The sequence below is a fragment of the Streptococcus porci DSM 23759 genome, assembly GCF_000423765.1.
Classification (GTDB): domain Bacteria; phylum Bacillota; class Bacilli; order Lactobacillales; family Streptococcaceae; genus Streptococcus; species Streptococcus porci.
On the sequence record NZ_AUIP01000001.1, the window covers coordinates 199415 to 222848 of the forward strand.

Annotated in this window: 23 protein-coding genes and 1 pseudogene; 11 read left to right on the forward strand and 13 right to left on the reverse strand. The window is 41.4% G+C overall.

All coding sequences use genetic code 11. The features are described 5' to 3' along the window. Nucleotides 1-6 precede the first annotated feature (6 nt). Complete coding sequence (gene guaA, locus G576_RS0101110; protein ID WP_027972989.1) at nt 7-1563, reverse strand: glutamine-hydrolyzing GMP synthase; 1557 nt, start codon at nt 1561-1563, stop codon at nt 7-9. Nucleotides 1564-2297: 734 nt separating this feature from the next. On the opposite strand from guaA, the gene G576_RS0101115 reads away from it, so the two are divergent. From G576_RS0101115 to G576_RS0101135, 5 genes are all read left to right on the forward strand, one after another. Then, nucleotides 2298-2996 (forward strand): GntR family transcriptional regulator, encoded by a 699-nt coding sequence (locus G576_RS0101115; protein ID WP_027972990.1) that lies wholly within the window; start codon nt 2298-2300, stop codon nt 2994-2996. 269 nt (nt 2997-3265) lie between these two features. Then, nucleotides 3266-3598, forward strand: coding sequence for a putative DNA-binding protein (locus tag G576_RS0101120; protein ID WP_027972991.1), 333 nt, complete (start codon nt 3266-3268; stop codon nt 3596-3598). A gap of 95 nt (nt 3599-3693) precedes the next feature. Further along, complete coding sequence (ffh, locus tag G576_RS0101125) at nt 3694-5253, forward strand: signal recognition particle protein (RefSeq protein WP_027972992.1); 1560 nt, start codon at nt 3694-3696, stop codon at nt 5251-5253. Between the two features lie 119 nt (nt 5254-5372). Next, nucleotides 5373-6035 carry a SatD family protein gene (locus G576_RS0101130; protein ID WP_027972993.1) on the forward strand — a complete coding sequence of 221 codons (663 nt, stop codon included), beginning with the start codon at nt 5373-5375 and terminating at the stop codon, nt 6033-6035. Nucleotides 6036-6071: 36 nt separating this feature from the next. Further along, nucleotides 6072-6794, forward strand: a complete 723-nt coding sequence (locus tag G576_RS0101135) for a DUF3307 domain-containing protein (RefSeq protein WP_027972994.1) — start codon at nt 6072-6074, stop codon at nt 6792-6794. 31 nt (nt 6795-6825) lie between these two features. On the opposite strand, the gene G576_RS0101140 is transcribed toward G576_RS0101135, so the two are convergent. Then, on the reverse strand, nt 6826-7368 hold the full coding sequence (locus tag G576_RS0101140; RefSeq protein ID WP_027972995.1) for a Gx transporter family protein: 543 nt from the start codon (nt 7366-7368) through the stop codon (nt 6826-6828). Nucleotides 7369-7495: 127 nt separating this feature from the next. Here G576_RS0101140 and G576_RS0101145 point away from each other — a divergent pair, with 127 nt between their 5' ends. From G576_RS0101145 to G576_RS0101165, 5 genes are all read left to right on the forward strand, one after another. Beyond that, nucleotides 7496-9397, forward strand: a complete 1902-nt coding sequence (locus G576_RS0101145; RefSeq protein WP_027972996.1) for an NAD(P)/FAD-dependent oxidoreductase — start codon at nt 7496-7498, stop codon at nt 9395-9397. A gap of 150 nt (nt 9398-9547) precedes the next feature. After that, on the forward strand, nt 9548-10540 hold the full coding sequence (locus G576_RS0101150) for a polyprenyl synthetase family protein (protein WP_027972997.1): 993 nt from the start codon (nt 9548-9550) through the stop codon (nt 10538-10540). Between the two features lie 111 nt (nt 10541-10651). Next, nucleotides 10652-11143: an FMN-binding protein gene (locus tag G576_RS0101155; protein WP_027972998.1), complete on the forward strand. Its 492-nt coding sequence runs from the start codon at nt 10652-10654 to the stop codon at nt 11141-11143. 63 nt (nt 11144-11206) lie between these two features. Next, the gene (locus tag G576_RS0101160) at nt 11207-12262 is read left to right on the forward strand and encodes an FAD:protein FMN transferase (protein ID WP_027972999.1); all 1056 of its coding nucleotides are present in this window, start codon (nt 11207-11209) and stop codon (nt 12260-12262) included. Continuing rightward, nucleotides 12237-13208 carry a 1,4-dihydroxy-2-naphthoate polyprenyltransferase gene (locus G576_RS0101165; protein WP_156875096.1) on the forward strand — a complete coding sequence of 324 codons (972 nt, stop codon included), beginning with the start codon at nt 12237-12239 and terminating at the stop codon, nt 13206-13208. Before G576_RS0101160 ends, G576_RS0101165 begins: the two co-directional genes overlap by 26 nt. A 30-nt stretch (nt 13209-13238) precedes the next feature. Here the strand turns inward: G576_RS0101165 and G576_RS0101170 are convergent, their stop codons facing one another. Continuing rightward, nucleotides 13239-13679: a NusG domain II-containing protein gene (locus tag G576_RS0101170; protein ID WP_027973001.1), complete on the reverse strand. Its 441-nt coding sequence runs from the start codon at nt 13677-13679 to the stop codon at nt 13239-13241. A 201-nt stretch (nt 13680-13880) separates the two neighbouring features. On the opposite strand from G576_RS0101170, the gene xerS reads away from it, so the two are divergent. Next, nucleotides 13881-14951, forward strand: a complete 1071-nt coding sequence (xerS, locus tag G576_RS0101175; RefSeq protein ID WP_027973002.1) for a tyrosine recombinase XerS — start codon at nt 13881-13883, stop codon at nt 14949-14951. Nucleotides 14952-15013: 62 nt separating this feature from the next. On the opposite strand, the pseudogene G576_RS12045 reads toward xerS, so the two are convergent. The 10 genes and pseudogenes from G576_RS12045 to G576_RS0101225 all read right to left on the reverse strand — a co-directional run bounded on the left by G576_RS12045 (nt 15014) and on the right by G576_RS0101225 (nt 23421). Then, nucleotides 15014-16523: pseudogene (locus G576_RS12045) on the reverse strand (phosphohexomutase domain-containing protein). 75 nt (nt 16524-16598) lie between these two features. Further along, nucleotides 16599-17540: a sensor histidine kinase gene (locus G576_RS0101185; protein ID WP_027973003.1), complete on the reverse strand. Its 942-nt coding sequence runs from the start codon at nt 17538-17540 to the stop codon at nt 16599-16601. Then, entirely contained in the window at nt 17537-18202 is a 666-nt protein-coding gene (locus G576_RS0101190) for a response regulator transcription factor (protein WP_051177941.1), read from the reverse strand. The genes G576_RS0101185 and G576_RS0101190 overlap by 4 nt, the downstream gene beginning before the upstream one ends. A 41-nt stretch (nt 18203-18243) precedes the next feature. Continuing rightward, nucleotides 18244-18501, reverse strand: a complete 258-nt coding sequence (locus G576_RS0101195; protein ID WP_027973005.1) for a type II toxin-antitoxin system RelE family toxin — start codon at nt 18499-18501, stop codon at nt 18244-18246. Then, entirely contained in the window at nt 18491-18730 is a 240-nt protein-coding gene (gene relB / locus G576_RS0101200; protein WP_027973006.1) for a type II toxin-antitoxin system RelB family antitoxin, read from the reverse strand. Before relB ends, G576_RS0101195 begins: the two co-directional genes overlap by 11 nt. A gap of 91 nt (nt 18731-18821) precedes the next feature. Next, on the reverse strand, nt 18822-20792 hold the full coding sequence (locus G576_RS0101205) for an ABC transporter permease (RefSeq protein ID WP_027973007.1): 1971 nt from the start codon (nt 20790-20792) through the stop codon (nt 18822-18824). Next, nucleotides 20793-21545, reverse strand: a complete 753-nt coding sequence (locus G576_RS0101210) for an ABC transporter ATP-binding protein (RefSeq protein ID WP_027973008.1) — start codon at nt 21543-21545, stop codon at nt 20793-20795. A 22-nt stretch (nt 21546-21567) separates the two neighbouring features. Next, nucleotides 21568-21963, reverse strand: coding sequence for a NisI/SpaI family lantibiotic immunity lipoprotein (locus tag G576_RS0101215; protein WP_027973009.1), 396 nt, complete (start codon nt 21961-21963; stop codon nt 21568-21570). Between the two features lie 12 nt (nt 21964-21975). Further along, entirely contained in the window at nt 21976-22116 is a 141-nt protein-coding gene (locus tag G576_RS13480) for a hypothetical protein (protein ID WP_032497991.1), read from the reverse strand. Between the two features lie 138 nt (nt 22117-22254). Beyond that, nucleotides 22255-23421, reverse strand: coding sequence for an ATP-grasp domain-containing protein (locus G576_RS0101225; RefSeq protein ID WP_027973010.1), 1167 nt, complete (start codon nt 23419-23421; stop codon nt 22255-22257). Between the last annotated feature and the right edge of the window lie 13 nt (nt 23422-23434).

Sequence of the window (23434 nt, forward strand, 5' to 3'; positions counted from 1 at the left end):
AGTATCTTACTCCCACTCAACCGTTGCAGGTGGTTTACTTGTTATATCATAGACGATGCGGTTGACATGGTCAACTTCATTGACTATGCGGGTTGAGATTTTCTTGAGAACATCCCATGGAAGTTGAGCGAAGTCTGCGGTCATGCCATCAATAGAAGTAATAGCGCGGATGGCGATGGTGTAGTCGTAAGTACGACCATCTCCCATAACACCAACTGAACGAACACCTGTATTGACAGTAAAGTATTGCCATACATCGCGGTCAAGGCCGGCTTTGGCGATTTCTTCACGAAGGATAGCGTCTGATTCACGGACAGTTTCTAGTTTTTCTTCGGTGATTTCCCCCATGACGCGGATAGCGAGCCCTGGTCCTGGGAAAGGTTGGCGCCAAACCACTTCATCAGGCATACCAAGAGCAGTTCCAAGGGCACGGACCTCATCTTTGAAGAGCGTATTAAGTGGCTCAATCAATTCAAATTGCATATCTTCTGGAAGGCCGCCAACGTTGTGGTGTGACTTAATTGTTTGCGCTGTTTCTGTTCCAGACTCAATGATGTCAGTATAAAGAGTACCTTGTGCCAAAAAATCAACGCCTTTGAGCTTGCTTGCTTCATCATCAAAGACATAAACAAATTCATTACCGATGATTTTGCGTTTTTTCTCTGGGTCTTCAACACCAGCCAGCAAATCAAGGAATCGCTTCGAGGCATCAACTCGGATGATGTTAAGCCCAAATTTACCACCCAGCATGTCCATGACCTGATTACCTTCATTTTTGCGAAGAAGTCCGTGATCAACAAAGATACATGTTAATTGGTCACCAATAGCTTTTTGTAAAAGAACTCCAACGACTGAAGAATCCACACCACCAGACAGTCCAAGAAGAACCTTGCGGTCGCCAACTGTTTCACGAATTTTCTTGATTTCCATCTCGATGAAATTGTCCATTGACCAGTCGCCACGCCCACCACAGATATTGACAGCAAAATTTTTCAGAATGTCATTTCCATAAATAGAATGACGCACTTCTGGGTGGAATTGAATACCATAGAAATTTTTCTCGGTATTTTCCATTGCAGCGTAAGGGCAGTCTACTGAGTCACCGACTAAGTGGAAACCTTCTGGAATTTCAGTAACCGCATCGCCGTGGCTCATAAGGACTAGTTGCTCCTCAGGTGTACCTGCAAAGAGTTTTGATTCCGTGCGAAGTCGGAGGTTTGATTGACCATATTCACGATTTCCAGCTTCGCCAGCAGGAACAACCTTACCGCCAAGTTTGTGCGTAATCAACTGCATACCATAGCAAATCCCTAGAATTGGGATACCTAACTCAAAGATTTCCTCATCGATACCAAAAGCATTGTCGGCATACACAGAGTTTGGTCCTCCTGAGAGGACGATTCCGATAGGATTGATGGCACGGAGCTCATTGGCTGTGATTTTGTGGCTCTTGAGTTCTGAAAAGACACCGAACTCACGGATACGGCGGGCAATCAGCTGATTGTACTGGCTACCGTAGTCCAGAACGATGATTTTTTGAACATCTGTCAAATTTTCAGTCATGGGTTTCCTTTCTATTGACGACCTTAGGTTAGACCGTATTCCTCTCTATTTTAGCACAGTTCTTATTTTTTTGCAGTCCTTTTCTTGAGAATATGCTAAAATATAAACATGGTTACAATTACAAATTACAGTAGCTAATATGAAAAATCTGTGGTCTATTACAAGCTTGTTGGCTTACCTTTTTCTGACTGAGTCTGACAAAGGACGATTTTAGCGTCTGGTGCGCCGATAACATTGAACTGCTTGCTTTAGATGGGGATACAGTTGTAGGGATTTTAGACATTGGGATTTATTGTTTGGAAATAGCAGAGCTGACGTCTATTAGTCTTGTGATAAGGTAGTTTATTTTGCTAACGTAGTGGTTTAGTTTGATTATCAAGGGCAGAGCCTTACAGACAAACTTTTCAAGGAGACTGAAAGCCGGCTCTAGGAAAAAGAGGTAGAAGCGCTAGCTATTTTCACAAGAGGGGACGAGAAAGTTAATCACCTTTATCAAAAAGTGGGGGCAAGCTAATCAGTCAAGATAGGCTGGTGGTAGGAAATCATAAGATTTGAAACAGAATTTTAGGCTTGATCTTTTACCAGAGGAGTAACACTTGTCCTTCGAAGCACGGAAAGTTACCCTATTATCAACGAGAGGGGTAGCGTACTGTATCAAAGAAAGAATCCCCAGCGCTTTTTGACTGCGACAACCTATATCAAGGACGTACCTATTTGAAAATTTATAAGGAGACATCATGCCAGCATATATAGATATCCATAACGCTATAAAAAGTCAGATTGATCAGGGCGTCTGGAAAATTGGCGACCGACTGCCTAGCGAGCGTGATTTAGCAGATGAATTTCAGGTCAGCCGTATGACTCTGCGCCACGCCGTGACAATGCTTGTGGACGAGGGAATTTTAGAGCGACGACTTGGTAGCGGTACTTACGTCTCAGGCCATCGCGTTCAAGAAAAAATGCGAGGTACCACTTCGTTTACAGAAATCGTTCGCTCGCAAGGAAAGGTTCCGTCAACCAAATTGATTTCCTATCAGCGCAAGCTGGCAAGCCAGACTGAGATGCAACGACTAAATTTACATAAAAATAATTACGTCATTCGCATGGTGCGTGTTCGTTACGCAGACAATATTCCTGTTGTATTTGAGGAAACTTCAATTCCAGAAAAACTTATCGTAAATTTTAACCAAACAGATATTACTGAGCATTTCTTCCAAGCGTTAACTGATAATGGCTATGAAATTGGAAAGAGTCAACAAACCATTTATGCTAAAAATGCTAGCGACCGCGTGGCAAGTTACTTGAATACAGCAAAAGGCCAAGCCCTTTTGGCTCTCACTCAGGTCTCTTACTTTACAGATGGACAACCCTTTGAATACGTGCGCAGTCAGTACGTTGGAGATCGTTTTGAATTTTATCTGGAGAATAACTAGATGGGAACAATTAAGCGTCCCTATTGTGGCTTATACACTCCATATGGCGCATGTGATTACTATGAAATTCTTCGCGGGCTAGAGTCTAGCTTCTCAATCAAGCTGGAAGACATTTTAAAGACGTCACTACAAAAAGTCATTATCTGGTTGTACCTTTTTCGGCAGAGTTCTATTTTACATAATTAAAGCTATGTAAAATATTAGACGGTCCAAGTTTGAAACGGATTCTCTTATTTATTAACTCTGAAAAATTTGGTATAATGAAGCTTATGGAAATTGAGAAAACCAATCGAATGAATGCTTTGTTCGAATTTTATGCAGCCCTGTTGACAGATAAGCAGATGAATTACATTGAACTTTATTATGCCGACGATTATAGTCTTGCTGAGATTGCGGAAGAATTTGGCGTGAGTCGCCAGGCGGTTTATGACAATATCAAGCGCACAGAAAAAGTCTTGGAAAGCTATGAGATGAAGTTACATATGTATTCTGATTACATCGTCCGTAGCCAAATTTTTGATGAAATAGCTGAAAAGTACGCTAACGACAGTTTTATTCAAGAAAAACTATCAATTTTATCTAGTATTGATAATCGCGATTAGTCACAGTAGCATTTAAAAATTAGAGAGGAAATTAGAACGAGCTAATAAGAACTGGCTGAACGGCTAGTAATTAGATGCTCTAGGTATCTTGTATTATGGCATTTGAATCTTTAACCCAACGCTTGCAGGGCGTTTTTAAAAATCTGCGTCGTAAAGGAAAACTTTCTGAAAAGGAAGTTCAGGAAGTCACAAAGGAAATTCGTCTGGCTCTCCTAGAGGCCGATGTCGCCCTTCCGGTTGTTAAAACCTTCATCAAACGCGTACGTGAGCGTGCCATTGGTCATGAAATTATCGATACCCTAGACGCCTCTCAGCAAATCATCAAAATCGTCAATGAAGAATTGACAGAAATATTGGGTTCTGAGACAGCGGAAATCATCAAATCACCTAAAATACCTACTATCATCATGATGGTTGGTCTTCAGGGGGCGGGTAAGACAACCTTTGCTGGCAAATTAGCTAACAAGCTCATAAAGGAAGAGAATGCCCGACCTCTTATGATTGCGGCTGATATTTATCGTCCAGCAGCTATCGATCAACTCAAAACTCTAGGGGGTCAAATTGGCGTTCCAGTCTTTGACATGAGGTCAGAAGTTCCAGCGACCGAAATCGTTCGTCAAGGTTTGGAAAAAGCTCGCGCAGATCACAATGATTACGTCTTGATTGATACAGCAGGGCGTCTTCAAATCGATGAAAAACTCATGCAGGAGCTTCGCGATGTCAAGGCTCTAGCGCAACCAAATGAAATTCTCTTAGTCGTTGACTCCATGATTGGTCAAGAAGCGGCCAACGTTGCCCGAGAATTTAACGAACAGTTGGAAGTGACAGGGGTCATTCTGACCAAGATTGATGGTGACACCCGTGGTGGTGCTGCCCTATCAATTCGTGAAATCACTGGTAAACCGATTAAATTCACTGGTACTGGTGAAAAAATCACGGACATTGAAACTTTCCACCCAGATCGTATGGCGTCACGCATTTTGGGAATGGGGGATCTCTTGACTCTGATTGAGAAAGCCTCTCAGGAGTATGATGAGAAAAAATCATTGGAACTAGCTGAAAAAATGCGTGAGAACACCTTTGATTTCAATGATTTCATCGATCAATTGGATCAAGTGCAGAGCATGGGACCTATGGAAGACCTTCTTAAAATGTTACCTGGTATGGCCGGTAACCCAGCACTAGCAAATTTGAAAGTAGATCAAAAGGAAATTGCTCGCAAACGTGCTATCGTGTCCTCCATGACACCTGCCGAGCGTGAAAATCCAGACCTTTTGACACCTAGTCGTCGGCGTCGCATTGCTAATGGTTCTGGAAATAGTTTTGTAGAAGTCAATAAATTTATCAAAGATTTTAACCAAGCGAAATCCATGATGCAAGGTGTTATGTCAGGTGATATGAACGCTATGATGAAACAAATGGGTATCAATCCAAATAATCTCCCTAAAAACATGCCAAATATGCCCGCTGGCATGCCTGATTTAAATGGCATGGACATGTCTGCGCTTGAAGGGATGATGGGCGGTTCAGGTATGCCTGACATGTCACAGATGTTTGGTGGCGGACTGAAAGGTAAGATTGGAGAATTTGCCATGAAATCTGCTATGAAACGTCAAGTAAACAAGATGAAAAAAGCTAAGAAAAAGCGCAAATAGTTTTAAAAAAGTTACATAGATTTATTTATGTAACTTTTTAGCTTTTTTTGATTGAATTTCCCTTTTGATGGAAATTTCAAATAATTTCCGCTATAATAGAAATCACTGGAGGTGAGTTCATGTATCTAGCTCTCATTGGTGATTTAGTTTCATCAAGGAATATACAAAATCGGCAACAGATTCAGAAGCAGCTTTTGCAACTGATGGATGAGATTAATCAGCGCTATAAAGAAGTGATTATCTCACCGTTTACAGTGACTACAGGAGATGAATTTCAAGCCTTGCTAAAGATCGATGCCAAAATTTTTCAGCTCATTGATGATATTAGTTTAAGTTTCCTTCCCTATGTTATCCGTTTTGGTGTAGGAAGTGGCCAAATGCTAACTGATATCAATCTCCAGCAGAGTATCGGATCCGATGGACCGGCTTTCTGGAATGCACGAAAAGCGATTAATCTTATCCATCAAAGAAATGATTATGGAGCGACGCAGATAGCTTTCTGTTTAGGAGATGAGGAGGCTTCAAAGCAACTCAATGCTCTGACAGCAGCTTGCGAATTCATCAAATCGCGGTGGACTGATAACCAAACAGAGATATTAAAAACATTATTAACAATGAACCTTTACCAGGAAGAATTTGAAAATAAGATGATTGCCCATATAATGAAAATTAGCCCGAGTGCCTTTAATAAGCGTTTGAAGGCTAGTGGTCTTAAAATTTATTTACGCAACAAAGAATTTTCAGGGCAACTCTTCCTAGAAGCAGTAAAAGAGGAGAAATAACATGACTGAACTGAACAATTTTGCGCCATATGATCTATCTCTGTCTTCCTTTCTTTCAATTATCCTCTGGCCCTAGCCCTGATTTGCCATTTTGTGGGCGATTTTCATCTTCAAAGTCAAAGGCTAGCAGATCAAAAGAGAACACAGTGGAAAGCATTAGTGATTCATGTGTTCCTAGTGGGCTTGCCGTTATTGATGACCTACCTGATGCTAGGGTTAAAACCTGAACTGGGCTTGTATTTTTTGAAAATTTGGTTGCTTCATGCCGCGATTGACTACACTAAATATTTTTTTAATAAAAAGGGGTACATAAAGAAAACTTGGGAAAAATATGTTTTTCTAGGAGATCAACTTCTCCATCTCCTGGCGATTTACTACCTGTATGATCAGGGTTTGGTGGAAGTGATACAGTCAGACATTCACGTTTATCCTATCCTCAATGTCATTCTCTTTTTAACGCTAATCAGTAAGCCAGTCAATATTATTTTCAAGCTCTTTTTCAGTAAATACCAACCTGATGAAGGAGGTATAGCAACAAAGGCTGGTGCAGGGGCTTTAATTGGTCAGTTAGAACGATTGGTTATGGGGATATTCCTTATCTGGGGGCAGTATGCCGCTATAGGATTAGTATTTACAGCAAAATCGATAGCGCGTTTTGATCGTATTTCCAAAGATCAAATTTTTGCTGAATATTATTTGATTGGATCTTTATTCAGCATTATTAGTGTTCTTGTGTTGTATGCTTTACTGATTTTATAAAAATAATCCCTTGGAGAAAATTTCCAAGGGATTATTTGATATGCCAGCCATCTGGTAAATCCTCTTGGAATTCTTGCAGGGGCTTTATTTTTTGCAACAGGTAATTTCCTGTCAATCCGACAAAGAAACCTGATAGGATACCACTAAAGGATAAGATGGGAAGGTAATTCAGAACCAGCCAGGATTGACCTATAAGAGCAAAAACAATAAGCTGGCCAACGTTATGCATAACTCCACCCATGACAGAGATGCCAATTACACTGACGCGTTTAGGCCCTAGCTGTTTCAGTACTAACATCATACCGTAGCTCAGCCATGTTCCTACAAATCCATAAAGAAATGTCGAAAAGGATCCAGCTAGAAAAGTTGAAATACCTAGTCGGAGGAGGACAACTTTGAGACTATCCTTAGGCGGAAGCGTAAAAATAGCGACAATACTGACCAGATTTCCAAGTCCTAGCTTTGCGCCTGGAGCAAAGGGAAAAGGAGTTGGTAAAAAACGTTCAAAAAATGAAATAATGACAGCCTGGGCTGCCAGCATGGTCATAAAGACCAATTTACGATGGGAAACCATAAGACTATTTTATCACAAATTAGTGAAAAATTCTAAATATGATTGAAAAAATCAAACTATTTTGTTAGAATAATAGCGATTACAGATGCTTTTATATATTTGTAACTTATCTAAAGGAGATGTCGAAATGACGAAGAATATCGTTATCGTCGGAGCTGGTTATGCTGGTGTCACAGCAGCTCGTTCGTTGGCGAAAACATTTAAGAAAAACGATGAAGTGACTATCACTCTTATTGACAAGAACTCTTTCCATACTTATATGACTGAGTTACATGAAGTTGCAGCAGGTCGTGTTGAGCCTGAAGCAATCAAGTACGACCTTCAGCGAATTTTCAAAAAATACCCTAAAGTTGATTTGGTTACTGATAAAGTTGTTAGCATCGATTATGACAAAAAAGAAGTTGTGGCTGAGCATCAAGTTTTACCATTTGACTATCTTTTGCTTGCTATGGGTGGTGAAGCCAATGACTTCGGTATCCAAGGCGTTAAAGAACATGGCTTCAGCCTATGGTCAATTGAGGCTGCTGAAAAACTTCATGATCATATCGTTGACGCATGCTACCGTGCTATGCGTGAACATGATGAGGCTAAGCGTCGTGCTCTCCTTACCTTTACAGTCATCGGTGCTGGTTTCACAGGAATTGAGATGGTCGGTGAGCTGATTGATTGGGTTCCCATTTTGGCTAAACAATTCAAACTTGATCCGAAAGAGTTTTCGCTTAAGGTTGTTGAGGCTATGCCAAAAATCCTTAATATGGTGACCGATCGTGAACAAGTAAAAGCGACAAAATACCTTGAAAAACATGGTGTAGAGCTAGTTCTTAACGATGGCGTTACTAGTGTGACAGAAAAAACGTTACATTTGTCATCAGGACGTACAATCCCGACCTACACGTCAATCTGGACAGCTGGTGTACAAGCGACAACAGATGCTAGTAACTTTGATATTGAAAAAGCTCGCGCTGGACGCCTAATTGCCAACGAATACATGGAAGCTAAAGGCAAGGAAAATGTGTACGTAGCTGGTGATTTGGTTTACTTTGAAGAGTCAGAAGGTCGCCCAACACCCCAAATTGTTCAAGCCGCTGAGCAAACTGGGGACACAGCAGCAGTGAATATTGCAGCTGCCATTAAAGGTGGCGAGAAGCGTGCTTATAAAGGTAAGTACGATGGCTTTATGGTCTCAATCGGTGCCAAATACACGGTTGCTTATGTTTATGATAAATACCATGTTTCAGGCTTTATCGCAAGCGCCATGAAGCACTTCACAAACTTGCTTTACTTCTTCACAATCAGCTCATTCTTCAACATTGGTGCTTATCTCCGTCATGAATTTTTTGATGTCAGGGACGGCCGTAACATGTTTGGTAGCCACACATCAAGTAAAGGAAACCGTATGTGGCTAGTTCCGCTCCGTGTTTTTTATGGGTCTGTTTGGCTCTATGAGGGAATTAAAAAAGCCCTTGGTCTCTTTGGAACCAACTCTTGGTTTGGTGATAAAGTTGTCTTTCCGTTCCCTTGGTTGCAACAGGCTGCAGAAGCGACTTCAGGTGCCTCTGAAGCAGCTACTGAAACTGTTTCAGCTGCCTCAGGCGCAGCAGAAGCAACTACTGAAGCCGCTCATCAAGTCTTCAGCTTGAGTTATGCATACGGTGAGGAACCAATGCAAGTTTTGAAAGATATGCCAGACTGGTTTGAAGCGATTATGAAATTCATGCTCCCTAACCAAGATGTGGCACTCTTTATGCAAAAATTTATGACTGTCCTTGAGATTGCTATTGGTCTTGCCCTTATCGCTGGTGCCTTCGTTTGGTTAGTTAGCGCTGTTACAGCAGCTTTCGTTGTCATGTTCAGCTTATCTGGTATGTTCTACTGGGTAAATATCTGGTTTATTCCAGTCGCTATCGCTCTCATGGCTGGTGCTGGTCGCAGCTTTGGTTTGGATTACTGGATTCAACCTTGGATTGGTAGGTTCCTTGATAAGTGGATTTATGGAACTCCAAGGCATATCTATCGAAAAAAATCCTAAAGAACGACACATTTTAGAAGCATTCATGCTATAATTGACAGAGTTACTTCTTACTATGTAGAGGTAACTCTGTTTTCATACTGAAACCAAAAAGTAATAACTTTATCTGACAGACAGATTTTATAACCTAATAGTAGCAAAGGAGTTTAGGTGGTACATCATATTTGGGAACCCTATCCCCATATTCAAAAAAATCTTAACCGTGTCAAAGAAATCATGATTTCAGAGATGACCGTTATTCATCCTGATGTAAAAGCAAAGATTCTAGACTACATCAACGCTCCAGGGAAGTATGTCCGAGCTGGTCTTTGTTTGTTATTTTCAGCAGATAGTGAAGGAAATATCCCTGAGGGTAAGCTCTATCTAGCAGCTTATATCGAGTTGCTTCATCTTGCGACTCTTCTTCATGATGATGTCATTGATGAGGCAAATAGCCGTCGTGGAATCATGGTTATCAATAAAAGCCATTCGAACCGCATTGCCATCTATGCAGGGGACTACCTCCTTGTCTATGCTAATCGTTTGGGTGTTAAAGGTGCGGAGCTTTTGGAAGTAACTCAGAAAGATGTTCAAATCACTAATCGCAATCTCTTGGAGCGTATTTTGGCTGGTGAATTGTCTCAGTTGATGAATCAATTTCGTTCCGACATGACTATGAAGGACTACCTGAAACAGATTAAAGGGAAGACCGCTTTTCTCTTCGCTCTGGCTTGTCAGATCGGTGATTGGCGACCAAATATGAGTAGAAGAAGAAGTCACATCGCTTTTCAACTAGGACAGCATATCGGCATGGCTTTTCAAATTTCAGATGATTTGATTGATTACCGGATTTCTCAGGATAATTCTGGCAAACCTCGCATGCAGGATATCCAAAACGGCATTTATACAGCACCATATCTTTTTGCGCAACACCTTTCCAAAGACTTTCAAAATCAACTGAAGACCCTCAATCTCAGAGAACTTGGAGAGGATGATTTAGTAAAACTTTATGACTTGATGAACAAAGCAGGCGCTTTCGAGAAGACAGAGGAACTTGTTGACGCTTTTTTGAAAAAAGCCTTTGCTAGCTTAGATAAAATGGCTATCACAGAAACTGACACGATAAAACATTTCTTAGCTCAGTTGATGGATAGACAGTTCTAATCAAATTGTTTGATGTTTTTATAATAATATTTCAAATGTCCGATATAGGCTAGACAGCGCTTGCATTTTATGTTACAATTACCACTATAAAGAAGGAAGGAATTTTTCAAAATGAAAAAGAAAATTGTTTTAGCATCTATGCTATTTGCTTCAGTTTTGACATTAGCTGCATGTGGTAACTCATCAGAAAAAGAAACAACTACAGAAGCTACAAAAGTTGAACAAACAACTACAGCTGCAGCAACAGAGCTTAAAGATGGTACTTACAGAGCAGAAACAGACTTTGATGAACGTGGTTGGAAAGCTGTACACACAATCACTGTTTCAGGTGGTAAAGTCACTGAGTCTACTTTCGATTATGAAAACAAAGATGGTGCTTTAAAATCTGAAGATGAAGAGTACAACAAAAATATGGAAGCAAAATCTGGCATCTCATCAAAAGATGCAACTGATAAATTGGATGCTGAGTTCCTTGAAGCACAATCAGCAGATATTGAGGTTGTATCAGGTGCAACTCATACTTCTGAAAACTTCAAGAAAACCGCAGAAGCTCTTTTGAAAGCTGCAGCAGAAGGTAATACTGAAACTATTCTTGTTAAATAAGTGTTATGCCACTAACCAAGTACCTCTTGCGAGAGAGGTACTTTTTGCATTAAGGAAAGGAACATGAAAAATTATTTTCTCAAGTTGCTGATACTGGCTTTCGTCATACTTTTGCCCTTATCAGCTTGTCGTTCTGAAAAAAAAGCAGAGCTGGAAGTTATTGATAAACCTGAAACACGAACAGAATCGTTACTTCATACGGTGGTTCAGCTCAGCATTTACCACGAAAATCAAGACAAAACGATGGCTGATGCCATCGCCTATATCAAAGATATGGAAGCCCTTCTCTCAACGAATCTTGAGGGTTCCGATGTCTATAAAATCAACCATGCCGCTGGCAAAGAGGCTGTTAAGGTGCGTAAGGAAACCTTTGAAATCCTAGAAGCTGCTATTGGTATGTCCCAAAATAGTCAGGGCAAATTTGACGTCACTATAGGTGCTGTCAGCAATCTTTGGAAAATTGGTGATACAGACGCCAGAGTTCCAGCTCCCGAGGAAATCAGCGCTGCACTAGCTAATATTGATTATCGCAAGATTAAGCTAAATAAGGCAGAGCAGACCGTTTATATCGAGGAGGGAATGACTTTAGAACTTGGAGCCATCTCAAAAGGCTTTATAGCTGATGGAGTTAAGGATGTATTTGAAAAACATGGTGTGACCAGAGCCATTATCAATTTAGGTGGTAATGTTCTGGTTATGGGAACATCTCCCAAATCCCCAGATGGCTGGACAGTAGGTGTTCAAAACCCTGACGCCGTACGAGGAGAGACAGTTGGAGCGGTCAAGGTGATTGATAGCTCTGTGGTGACGTCAGGCATTTATGAACGCTACATTGAAGGCAAAGATGGTACCATTTATCACCATATTTTAGATCCAAAGACCGGTTATCCAGTCGAAAATAATATCTCTGGCGTAACGGTTTACACAAAAACTTCTCTTCAGGGCGATGAGTTGTCCACCAGCATCTTTTTATTAGGAATTGAAGAGGGTATGAAATTGGTAAATAAGACAGCAGAAGTAGAAGCTGTTTTCATTGATAAAGACGGCGGAATTCACCTTAGCAAGGGATTGAAAAATAGATTTGAATTAAGAAATGAGGATTACCGCATTGTCGACTAAATACAACACAATGACTCTGCCTATTTTTCTAGAATTTGTTGAGATACGTACCAAAGTTGCTAGCGTTTTTCCGATGTTTATTGGAATTTTTTGGGCAAGTTATCATTATCACGCTTTTAATTTACTAAACACTTTTTTGTTTATCTTAGCAGTTATCAGTTTTGACATGTGTACAACAGCTATCAACAATACTATGGATTATATAAAAGCACTAGACGAATCTTATAAAGAGAAAGATAATGTTATTGGGGCTAACCAGCTAAACTTTCAACAAATGGTGCATATTATTCTCGGCTTGCTAGCTTTTTCAATAGTTGTATCTCTCGGTTTGGTTTGGCGAACAGATTTAATTCTTTTACCCATGGGCGTTCTTTGCTTTTTAATTGGTATTTTTTATACCTTTGGTCCCATGCCCTTATCGCGCTTACCATTAGGGGAGATTTTTTCCGGGACTACCATGGGCTTCGGCATTTTCTTTCTAGCTATCTTTATTCAAAAGCCTGAGTTGCTGATATCAAGCCATTTTTCAGCAAATATCTTCCACGTTAGCCTGGCCTGGTTTGAACTACTGAAAACGATTTTCCTCAGTCTCCCTCTAGTGTTTCTGATTGCTAATATCATGTTGGCTAATAATCTTTGTGATTACGAACAAGATATTAAAAATGGCCGTTTCACCCTTGTTCATTATATTGGAAAAAGCAGGGGCATCACACTTTATACCCTTTTAAACCTTTCCTCATGGCTTCTGTGGCTTGTTTACCCATTAGCAGGGCTTTTACCTAAATGGACTTATCTAGGTCTGATTTTGATTGTTGCTGACCTCAAATTTTTACAAGCTTTTCGCAAAGAGCAAGTCAAGCGACTGACATTTATCAACGCCATCAAGAGTTTCGTTCTATTCTCGACCCTATATCTGATAAGCCTTATCCTAGCAACGCTATTATAAAAATGCTGAGTTTTCTCAGCATTTTTGTTTTTAAAGAGGTAAGATCAGCTCCTCATCGTCAGAGTCAGTTCCCTCAGGAGCAATAATCTCGATAATAAGCTGATGAGGAAGACAGATGGATAGCTGATGTTCCTTGCTTATCCAGCCTGTATTAACCGCAATCTGGTCGGGGCTATTGTCTTCTTTAACTCGGATACGATCACCGTCAATTTCCACAATATTATATTGGCCTTCAGCGGGATAATAAGTCTTTTCCAGATGTTTGCCACCAGGAATTAAGTCAAATTCGTCAACAATATCACCATGGATTTTCACGACAGCAACTAGGTGAGTTTCGGTAGAAACCGTTTGATGACTTTGGCGATACCAAGTATATGCTAAAGGTAAAAATGATAACATGATAGACAAACCGATAAATACATAATCAAAAGGTTTGAAATTTGATAAGATGTTTTTTTTAGAAGATTTCATCTTATTTATTGTAAAGGAAAAAAGATGAAAAGTAAAGATAGGAACATTTGTTACATAATTATATTTACGCAATATAGGTTGGACTATTATCTATTATAATGGAAGAAACCCACAAACATCTTTCCGAAAAACTATAATTTTCTTGAAACTTACATAAGGTTATGCTATACTACTCATATAGCTAAAAATCAGGAGAACATCATGCGTCGTGAGTTATTACTGGAAAAAATTGAACAGCTAAAAGAAATCATGCCTTGGTATGTCTTGGAATATTACCAATCAAAGCTGGCTGTGCCTTACAGTTTTACAACCTTATATGAATACTTGAAAGAATACCGTCGTTTTTTTGAATGGTTGCAGGATTCAGATTTGGTATCTGTGGAACGGATTGCTGACATTCCGCTGAATGTTTTGGAACACCTGACCAAAAAAGATATGGAGGCCTTTATTCTTTATCTGCGGGAACGTCCCCTGCTGAACGCCAATACCACGCAGAATGGTGTGTCGCAGACCACCATTAACCGTACCCTGTCGGCACTTTCTAGTCTCTTCAAGTATTTAACCGAAGAAGTGGAAAATGATCAGGGCGAGCCCTACTTCTACCGCAATGTCATGAAAAAGGTATCTACCAAGAAGAAGAAGGAAACCTTGGCGGCTCGGGCGGAGAATATCAAGCAGAAGCTCTTTTTGGGCGATGAGACTATGGAATTTTTGGACTATGTGGACAAGGAATACCAGGTCAATCTCTCCAAACGTGCCCTCTCCTCCTTCCAAAAAAACAAGGAACGGGACTTGGCAATTTTGGCACTTCTCTTGGCATCTGGTGTTCGTCTGTCTGAGGCGGTCAATCTAGACCTCCGTGATGTCAACCTCAAGATGATGATTATTGAGGTGACGCGTAAAGGTGGCAAGCGGGACTCAGTCAATGTGGCTAGTTTTGCAAAGCCCTATCTGGAAACTTACATGAGCATCCGTCAGCAACGCTACAAGGCTGAAAAAACGGATACAGCCTTCTTCCTGTCCGAATACCGTGGTCTGCCCAATCGTATTGACGCATCTTCTATCGAAAAAATGGTGGGCAAGTACTCTGCAGACTTCAAGATACGCGTAACCCCCCACAAACTCCGTCATACGCTGGCAACACGGCTCTACGACGCCACCAAGTCGCAAGTTCTGGTCAGTCACCAGCTGGGCCACGCCAATACCCAGGTTACCGACCTCTACACCCATATCGTCAACGATGAGCAGAAAAATGCTCTGGATAAATTATAATTTTACGTAATATTAATTATGTAACACAACACGAGTAAGCTCAAACTTACTCGTGTTTTCAATTATAGCAATTCTTTCAATTTTTCCTGATTGACAGCTGGGTACTGGTCCAAAAAGGCTGACAAGGTTTTCAAAACGGCAGGAATATAGCCAGTCTGGTCATTTTCCACCTGCAAGACCAAGAGTGGCTCGTGGAGGCTCATGCGGAGCAAGAGCCAGCCTTCACCATAAGGCTCAGTCAGGTCAAACCGCACTCCTTCTTCGTTTTCTGGGTTAAAAGCAAAGCCTTCAAGGCTGGTTTGACGGAGGTCAGCAATGACCTGCTCACCAAGTGCTCGATAATCTGCCGCTTCTAGTTTGAACCGCACTTCTTGGGTTTCCAGCGGTTGTTTAAGCTGGGCAATCAAGTCGTCCAAGGACTTGCCTTCCGCTTGAAGTTTTGGTAAGAGCATGAGAATCTTAGCCGCCACATAGGTTCCGTCATCGAGGAAGTAATTTTCCTTAAAGGCAGCGTGTCCTGAGGTTTCGATAGCCAACTGGCAATCAACTCCTTCTTGATTAGCTAAAATAGCACGGTTGATGACATTACGGTAACCTGAAATATAGCGAATTTGTTTGCCTCCCAGGCTTACTATAAAGACCTTAAGGTGTTCGGTCGTTGGGGAATTGGTCACAATACTGGTTCCTGGATGTTCAGCTAGGACAATCTGACTGAGAACGGCAATCAGGTTGTTACGATTGAGAATTTGACCTGACTTGGTCACTAGCGCGGCACGGTCAACGTCGGTATCAAAGATAATACCTAGGTCTGCACCTAGCTTCAAGACAGCCTGGCGAATGCTTTCCATTGCTTCCTTGTTATCAGGGTTTGGAACATGGTTTGGGAAGGTGCCGTCTGGGTCTAGGAATTGTGAGCCTGTGGTATCTGCTCCTAGCTCTGCCAAAACTTTCTCAGCAAAGAATCCTCCCGCACCATTTCCAGCATCAACGATAATGTTGAGATTGGCAAGTGGTTTTTCTTGTCCGTCACAGGCGGTACGAATTTTACCCACCAAGTCTTGGGAATAAGGCGTAATTAGGTCTGCACTGGTGATACTTCCAAGGGAAGAAGCTGGCAAGTCTTCGCTATGTGAGAGGATAAAGTCAATATCTTCATGCTCTGCTCCGCCATTTTCCGAAAAAATCTTAATGCCGTTGAAGCAATAGGGCAGGTGGCTGGCAGTGATCATGACACCAGCGTGGCACTTGAACTGCGGGTACTGGGTGCTCATGAAGAGAGCTGGCGTGGTGGCCATGCCAAAGTCAATCAGCTGAACCCCCCAGACGAACGGCTTCTTCTGTAAAGGCTGAAACCAAATCTGGACCGCTGAGGCGACTGTCTCGACCGATACCAATCTTGAGCTGTCCTTCTTGATAGGCTCGAGCCAGTTCTGGCTTCTGAGTTAGCCAATGAATCAGGCCACGGACGATTTCCTTGGTGGCTTGTGGAGTGAGATTGACAGCATATTCGTCTGTAGCGATAGCAATTCCACAAATATCTGATCCATTTTGCAAGGCGTGATGATGGGACATAGTGACCTCCTAATTCAAACTAAATTTAGTATATCATATTTTCGAAGCGGTTTCAAAATGAAAAAAGCACAGCTTTTACTGTACTTTAGTGATGCTTACAGTTGTACCAACTTCCAGTTGACTTTCGACGGAAATAGCTAGTTCCAACTGATTCAAGACCCGCTTGGTCAGATACAAGCCAAATCCTGTGGCTTTTTGGTGTTCACGGCCATTAAAACCTGTAAAACCTTCGTCAAACAGGCGTGGAATGTCTTCTGCCAAAATGCCAATTCCCGTATCGGAAATGGAAATTCCCTTATTCAGTTCAATGGCTACCTTACCACCATTCTTATTGTACTTGAGGGCGTTGTCGATTATCTGTGACAGGGCAAAACTAAGCCACTTTCTGTCGGTCTTCAGTAGCCAATTTCCATCGATGGTCACTGAAATGTCCTTTTGCAAGAACTGATTGCGGTATTTTTTGACCAAATCGACCACTACTTCTCTCACTTCCACCTGCTCAAATCGAAAATCACTGGCATGGTTGGTCAGCTTGAGGTAGTTGAGGAGGTTTGCCATATAATTGTCCAAGCGTAAGAGCTGGTGATTGACATCCTGCTGGTTGAGATTGTCAGTCTGGCTCATCAAAGACAAGGCAGCCAAAGGTACCTTCATCTGATGGGACCACATTTTGACCATAGCTTGCAGGTCCTCTTCCCGTGATTTATAGACCAAAAGCTGCTCCCGTGTCGCCTCCTTCTCTGCCTCAATCAAGTTGAGATAGGCAAGGTCCACAGGCTTATTAAGTAGGGGCAGAGCTTCTTCATGGACATAGTCTTCCAAGGCTTTTATGCGGTTGCGAAATTTCCAGAAAAGGCCCACTGTCAGTAGGATTAAGAGAGTTAGGGACAATAGCAGAGCGTTTTGCAGGAATTCTGTGGGGAGTTGGTAAAGATAGAAGAGCAAGATAAAACTAGTAGCCAGAACAATGTAGGAGAAGTAAAAACTCCGGTATTCACGGATAAATTTTGCTATCATTTGACCAGGTACCCCACGCCACGAACGGTATGAATACGGTCAAAACCAACTTCACTCACCTTCTTACGCAGACGAGTCATGTTGACATTAAGGGTATTCTGGTCGATAAATTCTTCATTTTCCCAGAGTTTTTCCAAGAGTTCTTCCTTGCTGACAATCTGCCCTTGTCTTTCTAGTAAGGCGGACAAAATCTTGGTTTCTGTAGGAGACAATTGAACCTGTTCCGATTCGTTTGAAAATCGCCCGTCCAAACTAAGCTGGAACTGGTCGATAGACAAATCAGTTGATTTGCTGAATTGATTAACCCGACGCAAGAAGGCACCGATTTTGGCATCCAAAATTCCCAGTGAAAAAGGCTTGGACACAAAATCATCACCACCCATGTTCATGGCCATGACCGCATTCATCTCATCATCGCTAGAGGAGATAAAGATAATGGGCATGGTCATGCTTTTACGGATTTCTGTCGTCCAGTAAAAGCCGTTGTAATAGGGTAGGCTAATATCCATCAGCACCAAGTCTGGTTTGATTTCCGCCACTTCCTGACTGACAGCTCGGAAATTCTGCACACTTTCCACCTGATACGATTTGCCTAGGTGCTGCTTCAAGAGCTGGACAATCATCTCATCGTCTTCAACAATATAAATCTTTGCTTTTTTCATCTTCTTCATTCTGCAAAAGCCAGGACACAGGTCTTGGCTTTTTATATACTTCCATTTCTCATTTTGAGGCTTGTAATAATCACTTTGTCGTCCTCAATACTGACGATAACCCTGTAGTTACCGATACGGTACCGCCATTGGCCAGAACGATTGGCAGTCAAAGCTTTTCCGTATTGTCTAGGGTTGTCACACCCGTCAATATGCTTATAAAGATACCGCAAAATCAAACTTGCAGCAGTTTTATCCAACTTTCGAATTTGCTTTTGAGTCTTAACGGACAAAATAACCTTATAACTCAATACCCAACTCCTCAGCCATTTGTTCTAGTGTTAACGGCTCAATTCCATTCGCCAAGTCTTCTTGGTATTCTGCCCAAGCTATGTCTGCCACACGGGCATCGTATTCATCTTCAAGGGCTTCAAGGGTTTTAGTCCGAATGAGTTCTGACAAACTGACACCTTCAAACTTTGCCATAGCCTGCATAAAGAGCTTGTCCTGCTCAGAAACTTTCAATGTAATAGCTGCCATTTTCTCACCTCTTCGAGTATTCCTTTGGTATTACCATTGTAACACCATTTCCCTGAAAAAGCAAGAAATCTCGCACAAGGCGAGACTTCTGCTACCGTTCAATAATGCGGTAATAGGTGCGACTGGTCCACTTGTAAATGACAAAGTAAATCAAGGCAACTGCAAGCAAAGTAATTCCACTAACCGTATAAATCATTAGTGATGAGGTAACACCAAAACTCAGTAGCATTTGCTTGAGCATGACAAGGGCGATGATAAAGTGTAGGGTCGCCATGACCAAAGGCATAAAGAAGACCGTAAGTGTTTGGGAGTTAATGGTCTTTTTGACCGCTGCTGCACTCATGCCCACTTCTTGTAAAATCTTGTAGGATTTCTTGTCCTCATGCCCTTCCGAGTACTGCTTGTAGTAGATAATCAAGGCTGCCCCCAGTAGGAAACTAATGCCCAACAAGAAACCAGTGAAGAGGAAACCGCCTGTAAAGCCCATCAGTAAATTGTTGAAATCCGTACGTTGCATGACATTTCCAAGATATTCTCCATTTTCATCGAGAATTTCATATATTTCACCAGATTGCTCTCCAAGAGTGAGTACCTCTTCATCAGTCAAGTCAGTAAAGACACGGTAGTCCATGCTAACCTGATAGCCTTGTGGATTATTGGACTCATAATACTCACGAACAGCATCCAACACAGTGTCATCACTGACTACCATAACGGCGGCATTTAGCGTATTGTAGATGTCTGGGAAAATAGCCTGGTCAAGATTGGCTACATTCTCAAAGGTTTGATCGCCCAAAACAAGCTTCTTCAGCGATGGTTTTTCGCTCGGACGCATAAAGACCATTTGATTGGCAGCAAGCTCTGGCAGTTCATTCCCCAATTTCCTGAAATCATCTTGGGTGATGAAGTAGGTAAAGGCCATTTTGTTAAAATCTGGATTAGAAATGGTTTCTGGGCTAATGACAATCTCTTCACCACCATCATAGACCAGACCAGCTTGGTAGGTCAGGTAGGATAGTTTGTCATCGGCTTTTTCTGGAAAATGGCTGAGCACCGATTGCTGATAGGCAGCTTCACCTTGACTTCTATCCGAAACAGGATAGGTAATAGATGTTTCCTTGGGATATAGTGCACCTGTCATACTGCTCATACCTGTATAAAGGGAGGTTGTGGTCGCAATGGTCACAAAGGCCATGACTGCAAGCAGTGTAATGTTGGCCAAACCCGTTGCGTGCTGTTTCATCCGAAAAATCATCTGCGATGTGGTAATGAAATGCTCTGGCGTATAGAAATACCGCTTGTTTTTCCGACGAGTCTTCAAATACCAAGTCATAAAGCTGATGTAGAACAGATAGGTCCCCGCAATGACAAAGAGCACAGCGATAAAGAACCGATAGATAACAGCTAGACCTTCTGCTTTAGATGAAAGTGATAGGTAGTATCCAACACCCAGTCCCACTACACCAAGGGCAGCCAGAAGGACATTGCCACGTGGCTCCTTCTCACCTTTCTCACTAGCTCGGAACAAAATCAGCGGACTGGTCTTGCCAATGGTTCGAATGGCCAGCAATTCCAAGAGGAAAAAGAAACCAGCAAAGAGAAAGGCAGTCATGACAAAGGCCAGAGGCTCTATTCCAAAATGCAAATCACTATAATGTGTTATATTGACAAAAATCAAGTAGAGAACATTTGAAAACACACCTGCTAAGACAGAACCAAGAACCACAACTAGCAAGAAAATCATCATCAATTCGAGGCTAGCTATCAAGGCTACTTTTTTCTTGTTCATCCCCAGCATGTTATAAAGACCAAATTCCCTCGCCCGTTGTTTCATCAGGAAATTAAAACTATAAATCTCCATAATGACCGAGAAAATGGTTAGAACAACGACACCAAGACCGATAGATATGGCACCAGAACCCATGGTCTTCATAACTGGACTTAGCATGAGTAAGAACATGGAACAAATCAGAGTAAATAGCACAAGACTGGCTAAAACAAAGGGAGCAAAAACACCCATGGATTTTCGGATATTTTGCCCAGCAAGTTTGAGGTAAAACATCTACTCACCCCCTAAAAGTGCAGACATATTGAGCGAAATCTCCTTGGCAAAGTCTTGATTGCTCTTGTCTGCTTTGTACAGTTGATGAAAAATGCGACCATCTTTGATAAAGAGTACCCGTTTGGCGTGGCTGGCTGCGTTGGCCGAGTGGGTCACCATGAGAATGGTTTGACCGTCACGGTTAATCTCTTCAAACAAATTCAACAAGTCTTCCGAATTGCGATAATCTAGGGCAGCCGTCGGTTCATCCGCTAGGACAATCTGTGGCTGGGTAATCAAACTACGAGCAATGGCCACGCGCTGCTTTTGTCCACCAGATAGTTCAAAGGGACGTTTTTTCAGCAAATCTTGAATGCGCAGTTTGGGAGCCAGCACTTTCAAACCTTTCTCCATTTCTTGGTGACTAGTGCGTGCCAATACGAGAGGTAAAAAGATATTGTCTTGGATGGACAGGGTGTCCAAGAGATTAAAATCTTGGAAGACAAAGCCTAGGTTACGCAAACGGAAATCGGCCAGCTTGCTTTCCTTGATTTTCGTAATATCTTGATTATTTAAGATAACCGAACCTCTCGTCGGCTTGTCCAAGGTTGCTAGAATATTGAGCAAAGTCGTCTTACCTGAACCACTTTCACCCATGATGGCGATAAACTCACCCTCTTCTACCTTAAAATCCACATCTTGCAAGGCACGAGTTTCCTCTTTTGAAAAACGTGTTCGATAAACTTTTTCTAAATGATTGATTTCTAATAACATAGTTACTCCTACTTTTCTTTATTTATTCATCTGCTTGATCAAGTACTTCTTGATATTGATCAAGTACTTCTTGATAGTTGATATGGTCTGATTCAGCAATATTATCCTCTAAATCTACCTTATAATAACCATCCTGGACACCGATGGCCCATTCCTTGTTAGAAGTAGTGTAAAGATTATTCAAGGAAACTGTTTCTTTGACAGAACTCTCTTCTTTGACAACGGGCCATTCCATAAACTTGGCTTCTGTTCCTCGAATACTATCTTCGGCAACTTCCTGCTTGCTAACGGCATAGTCTTTTCCCTTGTAATGGAAAGTTTGATAGCCCTCATCAAAGCTAAGACCTGCTGAAGAGGAAGAACAAGCAGTTAGCATTATACTGCCCAAAGCCAGCAAACCAAATACTTTCTTTTTCATAGTTTCCTCCCTCTAGTATGCCATAAATCTTATACTTTGCAAATCATGGGCGAGCTCTTCTAAGAATGAGGCTTGTTCCATGAGTTCAGCCTTTTCTTTTTCTGAGAATACTTTTTCTTCTATTCTCTTTGCTTGTAAAAATTTGAATGACATATGATTTCCTTCTTTCTATTTCTTATGAGTCTATTATAGAAAATATTCCTCCTGTGCTCTCTTACAGTTCTGATTAAAAAACTTACAGCTTTGTAAGGAAAGAAAAAAGACACCATTTCTGGCGTCTTACAGTTAGTTTTATTTTGTTAGACCAATGTAGGCAATCATTTCATCTAACTCTTTCTTGCTTTCCGTTACAAGTAGATAGGCATCATTTCCCTGAAGTTCCGCAAAGGCGTCTGGCATACGTTTGACTGTCTTAATCTTACCAGCGAATTTCTGATGAATATCATCTGCTGAATTAACGTAATCAGTTGTATCTCGACGAGTTGCCACCAAGCAGTATTGTGAATCGAATCGTCTTTCTTCAACATCACCACCTGTTACAATGTTTGCATAATCACGGAAAAGGTCGATAGAATGTGCATAGTTGTAAGCTTCAACAGTAAAGCCACCTGCCATGCGGTTGTTGTATTCAATCGCGATGTAATCTTTGCCGTTCTTGAAAAATTCAATATGGAAGAAACGTTCTTTCATACCAAAGGCCGTGATAATCGCGCGACCATATTTTACTAATTTAGGATCCAACTCCTTCTCTATGAAATAAGCATTGTCTTTCTTGCTTTGCATGAGTTCAAACGGTGTGTGTACATATGTCAAGCCTGTTTCGAAAACAACATTTCCCTTGCTGTCCACCAATCCATCATAGGTTGTGATAATGCTTGAGTTGACAAATTTCTCAAAGAAATAGGCTGTTTGACCATCCCAAGCTTCTTTAAAGGTTTCCAAATCTGCTTTCTTTGTGAGTTTAAAGGTACCGGATGCCCCAACGCCGTTGTCAGGCTTAGCAATCATTGGAAAACCAATTGTCTTAACAGCCTTATCAATATCTTTTTCAGTCTTGACAACCATTCCTGGAACGACTGGAACCCCTGCTTTGGAGAAGAATTTTTTCATCTCTGACTTAAATTTTGTCTTTTTCAGGTGTTTGGGTTTGGCACCAAAGATATTAAATTGTTCACGGAGGGCTGCATCATTTTCCAACCAATGTTCATTGTGGGATTCTACACGGTCAATTGGACCATGTTTGTAAATTAGGAAGGCTGCCGCACGCTTGACTTCGTCAATATTTTCCAAATCATTGACACGGAAGTATTCTGTTAAGGCATTACGAAGTTCTTCAGGCAATTGATCGTAAGGTTCTTGCCCGATACCTAGAACCGTAACGCCTTCTTTTTTAGCCAATTCAATGGTGAACGGTTGAAAATTTTCTGGATAAAAAGGTGAAATAACGAGATAATTCATAGGTAGTCCTTTC

Bases quoted from the DNA above. Each gene is read 5' to 3' on its own strand.
- G576_RS0101190 (WP_051177941.1), bottom strand. From the start codon at position 18,202: ATGAAAAAAGCAAAGATTTATATTGTTGAAGACGATGAGATGATTGTC.
- G576_RS0101225 (WP_027973010.1), bottom strand. From the start codon at position 23,421: ATGAATTATCTCGTTATTTCACCTTTTTATCCAGAAAATTTTCAACCG.
- G576_RS0101160 (WP_027972999.1), top strand. From the start codon at position 11,207: ATGAAAAATTATTTTCTCAAGTTGCTGATACTGGCTTTCGTCATACTT.
- xerS (WP_027973002.1), top strand. From the start codon at position 13,881: ATGCGTCGTGAGTTATTACTGGAAAAAATTGAACAGCTAAAAGAAATC.
- G576_RS0101215 (WP_027973009.1), bottom strand. From the start codon at position 21,963: ATGAAAAAGAAAGTATTTGGTTTGCTGGCTTTGGGCAGTATAATGCTA.
- G576_RS0101210 (WP_027973008.1), bottom strand. From the start codon at position 21,545: ATGTTATTAGAAATCAATCATTTAGAAAAAGTTTATCGAACACGTTTT.
- G576_RS0101155 (WP_027972998.1), top strand. From the start codon at position 10,652: ATGAAAAAGAAAATTGTTTTAGCATCTATGCTATTTGCTTCAGTTTTG.
- G576_RS0101205 (WP_027973007.1), bottom strand. From the start codon at position 20,792: ATGTTTTACCTCAAACTTGCTGGGCAAAATATCCGAAAATCCATGGGT.
- G576_RS0101130 (WP_027972993.1), top strand. From the start codon at position 5,373: ATGTATCTAGCTCTCATTGGTGATTTAGTTTCATCAAGGAATATACAA.
- G576_RS0101170 (WP_027973001.1), bottom strand. From the start codon at position 13,679: ATGAAATCTTCTAAAAAAAACATCTTATCAAATTTCAAACCTTTTGAT.
- G576_RS0101165 (WP_156875096.1), top strand. From the start codon at position 12,237: ATGAGGATTACCGCATTGTCGACTAAATACAACACAATGACTCTGCCT.
- guaA (WP_027972989.1), bottom strand. From the start codon at position 1,563: ATGACTGAAAATTTGACAGATGTTCAAAAAATCATCGTTCTGGACTAC.
- G576_RS0101140 (WP_027972995.1), bottom strand. From the start codon at position 7,368: ATGGTTTCCCATCGTAAATTGGTCTTTATGACCATGCTGGCAGCCCAG.
- G576_RS0101145 (WP_027972996.1), top strand. From the start codon at position 7,496: ATGACGAAGAATATCGTTATCGTCGGAGCTGGTTATGCTGGTGTCACA.
- relB (WP_027973006.1), bottom strand. From the start codon at position 18,730: ATGGCAGCTATTACATTGAAAGTTTCTGAGCAGGACAAGCTCTTTATG.
- G576_RS0101185 (WP_027973003.1), bottom strand. From the start codon at position 17,540: ATGATAGCAAAATTTATCCGTGAATACCGGAGTTTTTACTTCTCCTAC.
- G576_RS0101120 (WP_027972991.1), top strand. From the start codon at position 3,266: ATGGAAATTGAGAAAACCAATCGAATGAATGCTTTGTTCGAATTTTAT.
- G576_RS13480 (WP_032497991.1), bottom strand. From the start codon at position 22,116: ATGTCATTCAAATTTTTACAAGCAAAGAGAATAGAAGAAAAAGTATTC.
- ffh (WP_027972992.1), top strand. From the start codon at position 3,694: ATGGCATTTGAATCTTTAACCCAACGCTTGCAGGGCGTTTTTAAAAAT.